This window comes from Solibacillus sp. FSL R5-0691 (assembly GCF_037974225.1).
In the GTDB taxonomy this organism is placed as follows: domain Bacteria; phylum Bacillota; class Bacilli; order Bacillales_A; family Planococcaceae; genus Solibacillus.
Genome location: NZ_CP150231.1, coordinates 3023383 through 3038838, shown reverse-complemented (window position 1 = coordinate 3038838; position 15456 = coordinate 3023383). Strand labels below are relative to the sequence as shown.

The 15456-nt window shown below is 38.7% G+C and carries 16 protein-coding genes; 10 read left to right on the top strand and 6 right to left on the bottom strand.

Going from position 1 to position 15456, the window contains the following annotated elements; genetic code table 11:
- Window positions 1-63 precede the first annotated feature (63 nt).
- On the top strand, window positions 64-906 hold the full coding sequence (locus MKY51_RS15365) for a polyphosphate kinase (protein WP_339173653.1): 843 nt from the start codon (window positions 64-66) through the stop codon (window positions 904-906).
- Between the two features lie 74 nt (window positions 907-980).
- Complete coding sequence (locus MKY51_RS15360) at window positions 981-1541, top strand: GNAT family protein (RefSeq protein WP_339173650.1); 561 nt, start codon at window positions 981-983, stop codon at window positions 1539-1541.
- Window positions 1542-1598: 57 nt separating this feature from the next.
- Here MKY51_RS15360 and MKY51_RS15355 read toward each other — a convergent pair whose 3' ends face one another.
- From MKY51_RS15355 to MKY51_RS15345, 3 genes are all read right to left on the bottom strand, one after another.
- Window positions 1599-2168, bottom strand: a complete 570-nt coding sequence (locus MKY51_RS15355) for a carbonic anhydrase (RefSeq protein WP_251690696.1) — start codon at window positions 2166-2168, stop codon at window positions 1599-1601.
- Window positions 2169-2330: 162 nt separating this feature from the next.
- Window positions 2331-2531 carry a hypothetical protein gene (locus MKY51_RS15350; RefSeq protein ID WP_339173645.1) on the bottom strand — a complete coding sequence of 67 codons (201 nt, stop codon included), beginning with the start codon at window positions 2529-2531 and terminating at the stop codon, window positions 2331-2333.
- A gap of 160 nt (window positions 2532-2691) precedes the next feature.
- Complete coding sequence (locus MKY51_RS15345) at window positions 2692-3927, bottom strand: aminopeptidase (RefSeq protein ID WP_339173642.1); 1236 nt, start codon at window positions 3925-3927, stop codon at window positions 2692-2694.
- A gap of 192 nt (window positions 3928-4119) precedes the next feature.
- Here MKY51_RS15345 and motA point away from each other — a divergent pair, with 192 nt between their 5' ends.
- From motA to MKY51_RS15325, 4 genes are all read left to right on the top strand, one after another.
- Complete coding sequence (gene motA, locus MKY51_RS15340) at window positions 4120-4920, top strand: flagellar motor stator protein MotA (protein WP_339173640.1); 801 nt, start codon at window positions 4120-4122, stop codon at window positions 4918-4920.
- Complete coding sequence (gene motB / locus MKY51_RS15335) at window positions 4904-5659, top strand: flagellar motor protein MotB (RefSeq protein WP_339173639.1); 756 nt, start codon at window positions 4904-4906, stop codon at window positions 5657-5659. The genes motA and motB overlap by 17 nt, the downstream gene beginning before the upstream one ends.
- A gap of 173 nt (window positions 5660-5832) precedes the next feature.
- Complete coding sequence (locus MKY51_RS15330; RefSeq protein WP_339173637.1) at window positions 5833-6921, top strand: carbohydrate kinase; 1089 nt, start codon at window positions 5833-5835, stop codon at window positions 6919-6921.
- Window positions 6921-7829 (top strand): pseudouridine-5'-phosphate glycosidase, encoded by a 909-nt coding sequence (locus MKY51_RS15325; RefSeq protein WP_339173634.1) that lies wholly within the window; start codon window positions 6921-6923, stop codon window positions 7827-7829. The genes MKY51_RS15330 and MKY51_RS15325 overlap by 1 nt, the downstream gene beginning before the upstream one ends.
- 86 nt (window positions 7830-7915) lie before the next feature.
- Here MKY51_RS15325 and MKY51_RS15320 read toward each other — a convergent pair whose 3' ends face one another.
- A complete protein-coding gene (locus tag MKY51_RS15320; protein WP_339173631.1) occupies window positions 7916-8137 on the bottom strand; it encodes a DUF1128 domain-containing protein in 222 nt (73 codons plus the stop codon).
- A 184-nt stretch (window positions 8138-8321) separates the two neighbouring features.
- On the opposite strand from MKY51_RS15320, the gene MKY51_RS15315 reads away from it, so the two are divergent.
- Window positions 8322-8651: a YtxH domain-containing protein gene (locus tag MKY51_RS15315; protein WP_339173629.1), complete on the top strand. Its 330-nt coding sequence runs from the start codon at window positions 8322-8324 to the stop codon at window positions 8649-8651.
- A 54-nt stretch (window positions 8652-8705) separates the two neighbouring features.
- Window positions 8706-9641, top strand: coding sequence for a YihY/virulence factor BrkB family protein (locus tag MKY51_RS15310; RefSeq protein WP_339173626.1), 936 nt, complete (start codon window positions 8706-8708; stop codon window positions 9639-9641).
- A gap of 102 nt (window positions 9642-9743) precedes the next feature.
- Here the strand turns inward: MKY51_RS15310 and MKY51_RS15305 are convergent, their stop codons facing one another.
- On the bottom strand, window positions 9744-10835 hold the full coding sequence (locus tag MKY51_RS15305; RefSeq protein ID WP_339173624.1) for a sugar diacid recognition domain-containing protein: 1092 nt from the start codon (window positions 10833-10835) through the stop codon (window positions 9744-9746).
- Window positions 10836-10951: 116 nt separating this feature from the next.
- Between MKY51_RS15305 and MKY51_RS15300 the strand changes: the two genes are divergently transcribed.
- Together MKY51_RS15300 and MKY51_RS15295 are read left to right on the top strand one after the other, a co-directional pair.
- Window positions 10952-12070, top strand: coding sequence for a glycerate kinase (locus tag MKY51_RS15300; RefSeq protein ID WP_339173622.1), 1119 nt, complete (start codon window positions 10952-10954; stop codon window positions 12068-12070).
- Window positions 12071-12085: 15 nt separating this feature from the next.
- Window positions 12086-13432: a GntP family permease gene (locus tag MKY51_RS15295; protein WP_339173620.1), complete on the top strand. Its 1347-nt coding sequence runs from the start codon at window positions 12086-12088 to the stop codon at window positions 13430-13432.
- 54 nt (window positions 13433-13486) lie between these two features.
- On the opposite strand, the gene MKY51_RS15290 is transcribed toward MKY51_RS15295, so the two are convergent.
- Entirely contained in the window at window positions 13487-15391 is a 1905-nt protein-coding gene (locus tag MKY51_RS15290) for a heavy metal translocating P-type ATPase (protein WP_339173618.1), read from the bottom strand.
- Window positions 15392-15456 lie beyond the last annotated feature (65 nt).

Genomic DNA, 15456 nt, shown 5'->3' with positions numbered 1-15456 from the left:
CCAATTCCATATACTTTCAAGTAAAATATACATAAATAAATGGAGTAGGGGAGGCAGCGCTATTTGAAAAAGCTAACAGATGTGGATTTATCGCAAAAACTGGAGAAGGAAATCTATAAGAAACAATTGAAAGCTTTACAATACGAAATGCTAAACGCCCAGCAATTTTTATTCAACAATAAAATCGGCCTAATTATTGCATTTGAAGGAATGGATGCAGCAGGCAAAGGGGGAGCGATCAAGCGCCTGACGGAACGTATCGATCCGCGCGGGTTATTGGTATGGCCGATTTCGGCCCCGCAGCCTCATGAGATGCGGTATCATTATATGCAACGTTTCTGGAGAAAGTTGCCGCAGCATGGACAAATCGCGATTTTCGACCGTTCGTGGTATGGGCGGGTCCTTGTGGAGCGTATCGAAGGCTTCGCGGAAGAAGCGGAATGGAAACGTGCTTATGAAGAAATCAATAGCTTTGAGAAGCAATTGACAGATGAAGATTATATAATGATTAAATTTTGGATTCATATCGATTCGGATGAACAGCTTAAACGATTTAATGAAAGAGCAGCCGATCCATATAAGTCATGGAAATTAACGGATGAAGATTGGCGGAACCGTGAGAAATTTGATTTATATTGTGAGGCAGCCGATGAAATGTTTGAGAAAACCGATTCGGAAAATGCGCCTTGGCACTTAATACCAGGGAACAATAAAAACTACGCGCGTGTTCAAGTACTAAAAGAAACAGTTGCCCATATCGAAAAAGAAATTGTAAAACGGGGCATGAAACTTACAAACATTTTCGAAAAGGGTAATAAAAAAACAACAGACAAAGAAAAAACGGAATCTATAGATATAAAGCCAAAGCCTGTAAAATCCAAAAAGAAGAAGTTGAAAAAACAGTAGGCAAGCTTTTGAAATGAAATGAAGGTGGTTCAATGAAAAGCTTATTCAAGCTATTTCACAAGAAGGAGGGTCCAATGGTTCGACTAATTGGGCAACAATGTTCGCTTCGCACATTTACCCCGTCGGATGCGAAAGGGTTGGCAAAATTATTAAGAGACAATAAATTGTATTGGTCCGAATTTGAGCCATTACATCGTGATGAATTTTACACTGAACAAGTACAGTATAATAAAATTTTAGAAAGCATTCATTTGCTGCAGTCAAACCGAGAGTTTTCTTTCGGCATTTTTTATAATGCGACTGGTCAGTTAATCGGACACATTTCACTTTATTCAATTAAACGTTTACCGTACTCGAGCGGTTTTATCGGCTATTCGATGGATGAGAATTTCACAGGCAGGGGGATTGTCACTGAGGCGGTACGTATAGTGATGGATTTCGCTTTTAACACATTAAATCTTCACAGAATAGAGGCCTATGTTGCACCACCAAATTCAGCTTCCATTCGTGTATTGGAAAAGTCCGGATTTACAAGAGAAGGGTTATTGCGGGAGCTGTTATATATAAACGGAAAATGGGTCGACCATTATATGTACGCTATTTTGCAGCGGGAATACAGAGGAACTATATCATAAAAAAGCGGGAGTACTCATTCATTCGGTTGATGAGTACTCCCGCTTATTGTTTATTATTTATTTTTGATCGACTGTGCCGTCAGTAACTAAATCCAGCTTTCCTGTTGCAGGGTCGATAATAAGACCATGTACCGGAACACCTTTTGGCATTAATGGATGTGTTCTGACTAAGTCAACACTTTTTAGTACACTTGTTTCAACATCCCCAAAACCGCATAACCATTCTTTTAAATCAAAACGAGCGTAATTGATAACGTCGATCGTTTCCTGTTTAACCCCGCGTTCAAGCATATGACCAATCATGACATTCGGATCAACTGCACTCATCCCGCAGTCGTAGTGGCCGATAATGTATACTTCATCCGCCTGTAACTCATAAACTGCTACAAGTAAACTACGCATAATCCCGCCGAATGGGTGATTTACGATTGCTCCTGCACTTTTTACAACTTTGACATCCCCGTTGCGCAAGTTCATTGCTTTAGGCAGTAATTCAACTAAACGCGTATCCATACATGTTAAAACAACAATTTTTTTATCAGGATATTTTGTTGTAGCGTACTGCTCGTATTGTTTTTCATCTACGAATTTTCCGTTAAACTCTAAAATTGTTTGTAATGCAGACATTTGTTCTTCAAACCCCTTTCGATTCTTTTATATTTTAAATTATTTTTTAGATAATTCAAATAAATGCGCACTATTAAGGATAAATTTCTACTAAAAAGAGAGAAGTATCGCAAAAATCCGCTATCAAAAAAACAACCACTCAATAGAGTGGTTGTAAAAATATTAATGATGATGGTGACCATCCAATGATTTTTCGTTCGGTGCAAATGTGTTTGCCTTTGAATCTACTATAACAGAGTCGTGTGATTGTAAACCAATACGTAAGTACATAATAAACATAAATAAGAATACAAGAAGTATTACCGTAAACCCTAACACTATCGTATAGAAGTCAGATAAGAACGGATAATGGTGATCGAACATTATAAAAACTCCTCTCTATTTTAGTGATAACAATCATTAACCAATTATAACCTAATAAATTGGAACATTGTAGGGGAATTTAGTTAGTTAATGTAGAAAAAATTGTAAATATGACGACATCTTGAAAATTAATTATTTGGCAATAATACTGAAACAGCTGTTAAAATGCCCAGTTTCCATTACGGAAAACTGGTTCAGCTTGTCCGTCTGCTGTAATTCCATCAATATTCATCTGTTCAGAACCGATCATGAAGTCAACATGTGTAATGCTTTCGTTTAGACCGTTAGCTTTTAACTCGTCACGTGACATTGTCTTTCCGCCTTCAATACAAAATGCATAGGCACTGCCGATTGCCAAGTGGTTTGATGCGTTTTCATCGAATAATGTATTGTAGAATAAAATATTCGACTGTGAAATTGGAGAATGGAATGGAACAAGCGCCACTTCTCCTAAATAATGCGAGCCTTCATCTGTAGCAACAAGATTTTTTAACACTTCTTCACCTTGCTCGGCCTCAACTTTAACAATGCGCCCGTTTTCAAATGTAAGTTTGAAGTTGTCGATAATATTACCGCCATAGCTTAATGGCTTTGTACTAGTCACATACCCGTTTACACCATCTTTATGCGGTACTGTGAAAACTTCTTCAGTTGGCATATTTGCCATGAACTCATCGCCTTTTTCATTGACACTGCCTGCACCACACCATAAATGACCTTTAGGCAGTTCGATCGTCAAGTCCGTCCCGGGAGCTGTATAATGTAATTTCGCATAGTTTTTATTGTTTAAGTAATCAACCTTTTCATGCAGGTTATCATTATGCTGTGCCCAAGCTTCAACCGGGTTGTCCAGATCCGCACGTGTCGCTTTAAAGATGGCATCCCATAATGCATCTGCTTGCTTTTCTTCCGGTAACTCAGGGAATACTTTGCTAGCCCATTGTTTTGATGGAGCAGCGATTACCGTCCAGCTGATTTTGTCTGACTGAACATATTGACGGTACTTGTTCAATGCAGTACCAGAAGCTTTCTGGAATGCTGCAATTCGTTTTGAATCAATCCCTGACAGTAAATCCGGACTTTGGGATACGATGCTCATAAATGCCGCACCTTGTTCAGCAAGCCATTCACGTTCCTGCACTTTCCAAGGAGGGAAGAAATCGAAAGAATCTTCCGGTGCCAACTCATATCGAGCACGTGTAATTTGATCATCTGTATAATCTACAAATACTTGTTTTGCTCCAACTTCATAAGCGATTTTTGTCACTGCCTGTACAAAAGGTGCCGATTCGATGGAAGCCGCAATATACAAATATTGATTCGGCTGAATATTGACACCGATTTTTACTGCCAGTTCTGCGTATTTCGTTAAATTTGCTTCAAACATAGAATTCATTGATTCATTCCTCCAATAATTATCTTAAAAATTAGTTAATTTCCAACACAATAATAGTCATATTCCAGCTTAGAAAAGAACAATAATGTGTCAAAAACAAAAAAATCTTCTTATAACTAGTGTAAAGGAAGTTAATAAAAATTTAAATATACCGAAATAAAGAAAAGACATCGTAATTTGGAGGTACTACATATGGATATATCATCAGTTGTTGGGATTATCATCGCCTTTATCGCCCTGTTAGTAGGGATGTTCTTAAAGGGCGTTACACCGGAAGTGTTAATAAACCCTGCTGCGATTTTAATTATTATTTTCGGTACGATTGCTGCAGTAACAATCGCTTTCCCGATGAAGGAACTAAAAAGAGTTCCAAAGCTGTTCAAAATCTTATTTTCTGAAACAAAACTCGCAAGTGATATCGACTTGATCAAAATGTTTTCGCAATGGGCTGACTTAGCTCGTCGTGAAGGACTATTGGCGTTAGAAAGTAAAGCGGCTGAGATTGAAGATCCGTTTTTAAAAAATGGTCTGACATTAGCGATTGATGGTCAAAACGCTGACTATATTCGCGATGTGTTAACAGAGGAAGTTGAAGCGCTTGAAGATCGCCATGCAAGTGGAGCAGGTATTTTCTCGCAAGCAGGTACATATGCACCGACATTAGGGGTATTGGGTGCCGTAGTCGGTCTTATCGCTGCCCTGAAAGATATGACTGATATTGATAAATTAGGACATGCCATTTCAGCGGCCTTTGTGGCAACATTATTGGGGATTTTCACAGGTTACGTTTTATGGCATCCGTTTGCCAACAAGCTAAAACGTAAGTCTGCTGTAGAAGTGAAGCAAAAGATGATGATGATTGAAGGAATTTTATCCGTACTTGAAGGTGAAGCACCTCGTGTAATCGAGCAGAAACTGGCTTCATATTTAACGATGGAAGAACGTAAGCAAATTACCGAAAGCGGGGCGGGTGGCCTTGGCAAAGAAGCGTAAAAGACATAAAAAGCATGAGGAGCATATTGACGAGTCCTGGTTAGTACCTTATGCAGATATTTTAACTCTGTTATTAGCATTATTTATCGTACTATTTGCATCAAGCTCTGTGGATGAGCAGAAATTAGAGCAAATGTCAGCAGTATTTAATAATATTTTTACTGGTGGTACAGGAGTAATGGATAACCCAGCCATTATTCAATCACCGGATAGTACGCCACCAACAGGAATATCCAAATATATGGAGGATCAGGAACGCCTCCATGAAACGCAAAACCGTGTGGACGAGTTTATTGCGATTAATGAGCTCGAAGACCAGTTTGAAACGAAAATGACAGATGAAGGATTATTGATTACAATCCGGGACAGTATTTTATTTGATATGGGGCGAGCGGATGTAAAGGCGGAATACAATACAATTGCCGATGAGCTTGCTCAATTATTAATGTTTGATCCACCGCGTAATATTGTTATTACAGGTCATACAGATAATGTACCGATTAAGACACCGGAATTTGATTCTAACTGGGATCTGTCGGTTATGCGTGCGGTAAACTTCATGAAGGAAATTGTTTCGGGCAATGAAAGACTGGATTCCAAATACTTCAGTGTTAAAGGCTTTGGAGAATTCCAGCCGATTGCTACAAATGATACAGCAGAAGGCAGAGCTAAAAACCGTCGTGTTGAAGTGCTCGTACAGCCGCGTATAGCAGAAAATGGCGATATAATCGTTGAATAATGAGAAAGCTGTTTGGAAGGGTAAACCTTCTGAACAGCTTTTTTGTTGATTCATAACTCATAATAGAAGAAAGTACTTCCATACTACTTGGAATGAAAAAATTAATGTTAATTTGACATTCATCAAACAAAAGTTTATAATTATAAACAAATGTTTGATTCGAGGTGATAAAGTTGAATGAAAAGGAAAAATTAATTTTTCAATTAATAAAAAGAAATCCCTACTTATCACAACAGGAAATGGCAGAACAACTTGGTATGTCCAGGCCGGCGCTTGCCAACATGATTTCATCGCTCATAAAACGTGGAGAAATTTTAGGACGTGCCTATGTTTTGCCGGAAAAAAATCAAATCATTGCAATTGGTGGTGCCAATATCGATCGTAAATTCACTATTGAGCAAAATGTCCAGCTGGGGACTTCCAATCCTGCTGCGGTTACAGAATCTGTAGGCGGTGTAGCCCGTAATATCGCAGAAAACTTAGGACGTTTAGGCAACCGTGTTTCCCTTATTACTGTAATGGGTGAAGATCATGATAGTGCATTTATTGAACAAAATTGTAAAAGTATGATGAATGTGGATTTAGTAGAGAAATTAAGCGATTATAATACAGGTTCCTATACAGCAGTACTTGATAATACGGGCGAACTCGTAATATCAATGGCAAATATGGAGATTTATGATCAGCTGTTGCCGAGTATTCTAAAGAAGCACGAAGCAATATTACAAAATGCCAGCTGTATTGTCATCGATTTAAACAGTCCGCTGGAGACAGTAGAATATATTAGGAAATTTGCAATAGAGCGTAATATCGCATTGGCGGTTATCCCTGTTTCTTCACCTAAAATGAAGCATATGCCGCAAGATCTGACCGGTATACGCTACTTTATTTGCAACCGTGATGAAGCGGAAAGCTATTTAAATGTGAAGCTGGATACATTCAGCCATTATGACAAGGCTGTTAATATGTTGATGCAAAAAGGAGCGGAACATGTTGTGCTCACTTTAGGCGAGCACGGAGTTATGGTAGGTAATGAAGGCAAGGTAGTACATTACAAGGCCATTGCAACGAGAAACATAGTAGATGTTACCGGTGCCGGGGACGCATTTGTCAGTGCATTTTTACACGGTGTATTAAACGATGAGGTGCTTGAAGAGGCAATCCAGCTCGGGTTGGTAAATGCATCGAAAACTTTACAATCAGATAAAACAGTTCGTGAAGATTTAACAAAAGATAACTTACTTGAATGGAGGAATTTATAATGGAACAATATTTATCATATTCACAAGAGGTATTAGAAGCTAAAGAGAAAGGCTTACCGATCGTCGCATTGGAATCAACAATTATTTCACACGGTATGCCGTATCCACAAAATGTACAAACAGCTCGCGAAGTGGAACAAATCATTCGTGATGGCGGTGCAGTGCCGGCAACAATCGCATTAATCGATGGAAAAATTAAAATCGGTTTATCTGATGAAGAATTAGAAATGTTCGGTAATGCTCAAGGTGTAGCAAAAACAAGCCGTCGTGATATCGGCTATTTACTTGCAACAAAAAAAATCGGTGCAACGACTGTAGCAGCAACAATGATCTGTGCTGAGCTTGCTGGCATTGAATTATTCGTAACAGGCGGTATTGGTGGAGTTCACCGTGGTGCCGAAACAACAATGGATATTTCTGCAGACTTGGAAGAGCTGGCAATGACAAATGTTGCTGTAGTATGTGCAGGTGCAAAATCAATTTTAGATATCGGCTTAACATTGGAATACCTTGAAACAAAAGGTGTACCGGTAATCGGTTACGGAACAGATAAATTGCCTGCATTCTACGCACGTGAAAGTGAATTCGATGTAAATATCCGTGTTGATACTGCAGAAGAAACTGCCGCAATTTTACGCGCAAAATGGGATTTAGGTCTACGTGGCGGTGCATTGATCGCTAACCCAATTCCAGTAGAAGATGCTATGGAATCAAGTGTAATCGACGGAATTATTGAAAATGCATTAAATGAAGCAAAAGAACAAGGTATCGCTGGTAAAAATGTAACGCCATTCCTACTAGGTAAAGTGAAAGAACTGACAGAAGGCAAATCACTTGATGCAAATATTGCCCTTGTAAAACATAATGCTCGTGTAGGCGCAAAAATTGCTGTCGAATTAAATAAATAATTATTATTTCCTGGGGAATAGGAAATGAAAAAAAGAAGCTTGTCGAATGAATCGATAAGCTTCTTTTTCACATTATACAGCTGAGGTTATTTACGAAGGGCGCCTAGTTCTGCTACGATGGCATTCATTTCACTTGGGCTGAATGAATCGCGTTTCATAACCATTTCATATAAATATTGTAGATCTTCGTATTTTTCTTCGTCAAATGAAGAAGACTGCATAGCATCAACATTTACCATACGAAGTTTTTCTTTAATCTGCTCAATCATATAGACGACATTTTGCTGCGACGGATTTGATAAGTCCATAATTTGTGTGCCCTACCTTTCAATGTTTACAAAAATATCATTTCATGCAACCATCATATTGTCAACAGGTTAAAGTTTACTGAATACTTTTAATAATATCGAACATTCGTTAAAATACAAATAGAGAAGTTTTATGAAAAATTATTAGGGGAATACGAAAGCATATATAGGAGGAGAAAAATTAATGAAAAGTAAACTATTACCTTTTATAGCGATTGGAGCTGTAACTGGAGCAGCAATTAGTATGTTGGATAAACAAACTAGAGAGCATACTGTTGAAACAGCCAAAAAAGCGAAGGATACAGTAGCGTATTATTCCGAAAACCGCGATGAATTAATGGCATTGGTAGAAACAAAAATGGAACAAGCGCAATCATTGTATGGAACAGTTAATAATGGTGTCCAAACAATTATGCAAAATCAAAATGATATTAAAGAGTTACCAGCTACAATTCAAAGTATGGTTTCTGAAACGATTCAGGCTTTCTCGAAAAAGGATGATCAAATCGGGTAACCGGATGTCCATGATATCCACTGAATCAACATAATGTGAACAGGTGGTGGCAGCATGGAAGAAAAAGAAGAACTAAAAGAAAAGATCTCACTAGTTAAATCATATGTTTCGCCCGAGCGCAGCCAAATAAATGTATTGACGACAAAAGGGTTCATCCAGGATTTAATTTATCGAATTAAGAATGTGGACATGTCAGGCATGGGGGCACAGCTGGCCTATTTTTTCCTGTTATCATTTTTCCCGATGCTTATTTTTATGGTAACGCTTTTACCGTATTTAAATTTGGAACAAGGGCAAATATTCGACTTTTTAAGTGATGTAATGCCTGACGAAGTATATGGACTGATTGAAACTACGCTAGCTGATGTTTTAAACAATCAAAACGGCGGACTGCTTTCAATCGGTATTATTGGTACGCTCTGGTCTGCCTCAAGAGGTGTTGATGCACTGATGAAAGCATTAAACCGTGCGTACGATGTTGAAGGCAGAGCAGGGTTTTTAAACCGTTTATGGTCACTTGTTTTTACAGTTGCATTAGTGGCAGTTATTTTAATCGCCCTGTTATTCCCGGTGTTTGGTCAGCAAATCGGTAATATCGTTTTCGGCTATTTTGGTGTAGAGGAATCATTCACAACCATTTGGACCTTTGTGCGCTGGATTATGCCGCCAACACTTATTTTCATCGTAATCTCAATCATGTATTGGATTGTTCCGAATACCGACCCGCGATTAACGATGTTTAGTGTTATTCCAGGAGCTGTATTTGCGACATTGGGCTGGCTTGTATTAACTTACGGATTCTCATTCTATATTAACAATTTCGGAAATTACAGCTCAACATACGGAAGTATCGGCGGGGTCATTATATTAATGCTTTGGCTCTATTTCACAGGAATGATTCTCATCCTTGGCGGATTACTAAACGCATCATTCCAAAAAAGACAGCTTGCAAAGGAAAGTAAAAAGCAAGCTAAATCACCTGTTTTTTAAGGTGTACCCGTGGAAAGCTTCCCTTGATGGAAATCAATTTTAACGCTCAGCAAAAAGCTATTTTTCTTTAGAGGAAAATAGCTTTTTTTATGTCCAAACTTTTTATTGATTTAGTCCTTCACGGTGCCATAGGGCGATTTGAAGTTTTAGTGCATCGTGAAACTCCGTAGGATTCAAATTCGTGTGCTCTCTAATTTGAGATAGCCGGTAAGTTAATGTATGTCGGTGTATTTGCAGTTCATCGGCAGTTGCTGAAAAGGATTTATTATTATTAAAAAAACTTTGCAAAGTAATTAATAATTTATCATCCAGCCCATTTAGTGTTTTTATACTGTAGTGCTGGGCAGCCTCCGGATTAAACAGCGTGAAAACTTCAACTTCCTTATGGTAAATTACTTTCGATCCGGTATTGTGATGTCTTAAAGCGAGTTGTGCTGTTCTATAGGAATGCGGTAAACGTTCGAGAGTATCTGCTTGTTCACCGACAGCAATCTTTATACTGAATTTGCTTTTAATATATGTATTAAAAGCTTCTACTAATTTAACGAGAGTAGGCTGATCCATTTCAGTCGTTAATATAAAATATTCGTCCAACTGAAAATGTCCAAATATGACGGGTTTGTTATAAAAGAAATCCTCGATATATTGAATAAGTGTCCGGTGGGAACCAGTCTTTTGCTCGGCCTTCAATAATATGATGCAATATGGAGCAATAAAAGGAATAGCCAGTTTTTTTATCCGTTCTTTTATAACACGATTAATGGATGTACCGCTAGTCAGTTCTTCAAAAATATGTACACTCATTTTCCGCTGCCACTCGCTTTTAGATTCGATAAGCGCCTGATGAACTAAAACTTCTGCTGTTAGCTGAACTAGTGAAGAAATATTTAGCAGCTCCTCATCGACCACACCGGTAATTCCAATAATACAAACGATTTCCTCCTGAAAGAAGATCGGCAAATTAATCCCATGTTTTGTTTGGGGGAATTCATGTAGATTGTCATCTGAAATTATGAGTGTTTTCTTCGTTTCCGCTACATACTTTGCACCTTCGTGAAACTTTTCCACCCGTTCCTTATCACCGGAAGCCAATATAATACCGTCAATGTTCATCACATTTACATTACGCTTTAATCGAAGCATTGTTTGCTCTACAATTTCGTTTGCCAGCCTTAACGTTAACAATTTATACACCTCGTATAAAAATAAAGTAATATTTATAAAAAAATTATACAACAAGTATAAAGTAAATTCAGAATTTTATCACTATAATCTTTGTAAGCGCTTTATTCATGTAAAGGAGGAATCATATGAAGATTATTATAAGCCCGGATTCCTTTAAAGGAACATTGACTTCAGGAGAAGTTACAACAGTTATAAAGGAAGCGATTAAAAGGGTGGACAGTAACATTGAAACGATATGTTTACCGATTGCGGATGGCGGTGAAGGAACACTTGATGCATTAGTCAAAGCGACAAAAGGTAAGTATTTGACAGCAACTGTTCAAAATCCTTTAGGGAAACTGATTGAAGCTAAATATGGAGTACTCGGTGACGGAATAACTTGTGTAATAGAGATGGCTCAAGCTTCAGGCTTAACGCTTATCGATGAAAAAGAAAAAAATCCCCGTTTTGCGACAACCTATGGAACGGGTCAACTTATACAGCATGCAATGGATTCAGGATATCGTCACTTCATAATTGGCATCGGGGGTAGCGCTACAAATGATGGTGGCCAAGGAATGCTAAGGGCACTTGGTATGAAGTTCATTGGGAAAGATGGTAATGAAATTTTAAACGATGTTTTTCAATTTAAGGAACTCGAGAAAATTGATCTGTCTAGTTTCGATACAAGAATCTCTGAAAGTACATTCATGATTGCCTGTGATGTAGATAATCCGTTAATCGGTTCAAATGGGGCTACTTCTGTATTCGGACCACAAAAAGGAGTAAAACCGAGTAATATTAATATATTTGATCAAAATCTAGAACATTATATTACGATAATCGAGTCACAGCAAAACGTAACAGTTCGGCATTGTGCAGGAGCTGGTGCGGCGGGAGGAATTGGATCAGCGTTTATGGCATTTTTTCCGCACCAATTTAAGCCTGGTGTAGATATTGTGCTGGAAGCAGTGCAGTTTTCAACTCATCTGGAATATGCGGATTACGTCATAACAGGTGAAGGGAAATCGGATGAACAGACACTTTCCGGAAAAGCTCCAATAGGGGTTGCTAAACTGGCTCAAGAACAAGGTGTTCCTACTATTTTGCTTTCAGGAATGGTGGAAAATTCCCATATACTAAAAACCTATTTTCATCAGGTTGAAAGCATTGTGAGTGAAGAAATTTCAGTGGAGCAATCATTGAATAATCCAAGCTTCTATTTGAATCAAAAGGTTATGGATTTAATAAAAAGATTACTATAAAGGAGTGGGGAAGAAATGTTGTTTCTAATTATTCTGATTGGTGTGTTGTTCATTGTCTTTGCAACCGCAAAACTAAAGCTGCATCCTTTTCTTGCATTATTAATTAGTTCATTCTTTGTCGGTATTGCAGCAGGTATGCCTTTATTGACAGTTGTAGAGAGTATTAACACAGGTTTTGGAGGCTTGATGACGAGTATCGGTATCGTTATCGTAGCAGGTACGATTATCGGAGTTATATTAGAAAGATCCGGTGCTGCATTTCGTATGGCCGAAGTCGTATTAAGGGTGATCGGACCGAAACGACCGCAATTAGCGATGTCGATCATTGGCTATATTGTATCTATCCCGGTATTTTGCGATTCGGGTTATATTATTCTAACGAGTTTAAAGAAAGCGCTCGCTAAACGTGCAGGCGTAACAATTGCTTCAATGGCAGTTGCTTTAGCTACTGGTTTATATGCAACACACGTGCTTGTACCGCCTACACCAGGCCCGATTGCGGCTGCAGGTAATATTGGTGCGACAGATTATTTAGGGACAATTATTTTAATGGGATTAATCGTTGCCATACCAGCAACAATTGTAGGTTATATTTGGGCAACGAAAGTAGCCTCAAAAATCCGGGTTGATGCAGATGATGAACCGGCATTAGATTATGAGGATATTATAAAATCGTTTGGTAAAATGCCTTCTACATTTAAATCATTCTTACCGATTGTGTTACCGATTGTGTTGATCGGTGCTGGTTCAATTGCTGCATTAGTTGGCGATCCGGAAGCAGGGGTTAATATGTTCTTCAGATTCCTCGGTTCACCTACAGTAGCACTTATACTAGGGGTATTTGCTGCATTTTTACTATTGCCTGAACTGAGTGAAGAAACATTATCAAACTGGATTGGTGAAGCATTAAAAGAAGCAGCACCAATTTTATTAATAACAGGTGCCGGTGGGGCATTTGGTACGGTTATAAAAAATACAGGTGTCGGTGATAAATTGCAGGAAATGGATTTAGGTGCATTGGCAACAGGTGCATTATTTTTATTAATTCCGTTTTTAATTGCCGCAGCGTTAAAGACAGCGCAAGGTTCTTCAACAGCAGCAATTGTTATTACATCTTCTTTAATTGCACCGATGCTACCGACTTTAGGAATCGAAGGGGCAGTACCGCTAGCTTTAGTTGTCATGGCGATCGGTGCAGGAGCAATGACAGTAAGCCATGTAAACGACAGTTTCTTCTGGGTCATTACACAATACAGCGGAATGAAAGTAACGGATGCCTATAAAGCGCAAACGATGGCAACATTGCTGATGGGATTGACGACAATTATTGTAACAATGGCTTTATGGTTTGTATTAGTTTAATAGAAAAAGCAAAAAGGTGCATCCTGTGAATGGGATGCACCTTTTAATGTTGGATTAAACATTTTTACTCAGCATACGTAATCCATTTAAAATAACTAAAATCGTACTGCCTTCATGACCGATAACGCCTATCGGAAGGCTGATCGCTTGGAAAAAGTTCGAAATGATCAGCAGTGCAATTACTGTTAATGAAAAAATAATGTTTTGTTTTACGATACGCTGCATTTTTCGAGAAAGCTTAACCGCATGGGCAATTTTGGATAAGTCATTTTTCATTAAAATGACATCCGCTGTTTCGAGTGCCACATCTGTACCGCCGCCCATTGCTATACCGATGGAGGCAGTTGCCAGAGCAGGTGCATCATTAATACCATCGCCAACCATTCCGACATGGCCGGAAGTTTTTTGATATTGTTTAATATGCTCGACTTTCGTTTCCGGCAAGCACTCCGCTACATAAGTGGAAACGCCTGCTTCTTTTGCGATCGCTTTTGCGGTTGTTTCATTGTCCCCAGTCAGCATCGCGACATTAATTCCAAGTTCTTGCAGTGCGGCTACCGCTTTTTTCGCCTCGTCCCGAACGACATCTTTTAGGGCGATCAGTGCTGCGATGCCCTGATGATCTTTCAGGAAGACAACTGTTTTACCTTCATTCGCTAATTGTTCGAGTGCTCCATCCGCAAATTGATTTGCCAAACCGGCTCCTACGAAATCAGGTTTCCCGATTATATAGGACTGTTCATTAAACTGCGCTTTCATCCCGTAACCCGGAATATCTTCAATAGTAATATTGTGCGGTGGGATAACATTCTGCTTTTTGGCAAATGCGTTGATTGCCTGTGCAAGGGGGTGGTTTGATTGTTCCTCGATGCCTGCAATTAAAGCCAACGTCTGTTGTTTGTCTAACTCATCACGTACGATAAAATCCGTCACAACCGGTGTTCCTTGTGTTAATGTACCGGTCTTATCGACAGCTAATACACGGATAGCACTTAAATGTTCTAAATGCACACCGCCTTTAACAAGAATTCCGTTTCTTGCCCCATTAGAAATTGCTGAAAGGGTAGCGGGCATAATAGAAGCAACTAACGCACAAGGAGATGCAACAACTAGCAGCACCATCGCGCGGTATAGAGTTGTCGTCCAGTCCCAGCCTAGTAAATAGTGCGGTAAAAACATCATCAGTGCTACGGCCAATAATACCGCCTTTACATAAACACTTTCAAAACGTTCAATAAACTGTTGTGAAGGTGATTTTTCACTATGTGCAGATTGAACAAGTGTAATGATTTTTTGGAATACCGTTTCGGTGCTAGGTTTCGTTACTTTTACAGTTAATACACTGTTTAAATTTACTGTCCCTGCAAAAACTTCATTCCCTACATTTTTTGTGATCGGCATTGATTCACCGGTAATCGCTGCCTCATCGACCGTTGAGACACCTTTGAAAATTTCGCCATCTGCCGGAATACGTTCGCCGGGCTTTACTAGAATATGGTCGTTCACCTTTAGGTCTTTTACAGAAACTTTAATCGGTTCAAATCCGCCTCGTACAAGCCATGCTTCTTCTGGCTGTAACTCCATTAATGAAGAGATTTCACGATTATTTTTATTCATTGCATATGTTTCAAGTGCACCACTTAAGGCAAAAATAAAGATTAATACGGCACCTTCCATCCAGTAACCGATAATGGCTGAACCAATGGCAGCGATAATCATTAAAATTTCGACATTTAAAGACTTATCTTCAATTGTATCTTCAATACCTTCTTTTGCTTTTGCATAGCCACCGATAAAAAATGCTGTTAAATAGGCTATTATGGCAGCTGTCGTCTGTTCTGTAGATTCCATTCGCCACGCGAGCAAAATGATAAAACCGGATACTAATGCAGCAATTAATTCTTTATGTTCTAAGATTTTCTCATTTAATGATAAGTTTTCTCGATTAGAATTATTCATAAATACCTCCTTGATAATGATTATTAATATTGATAAGGACTGATAATGAATTTCAATTAGTTTAG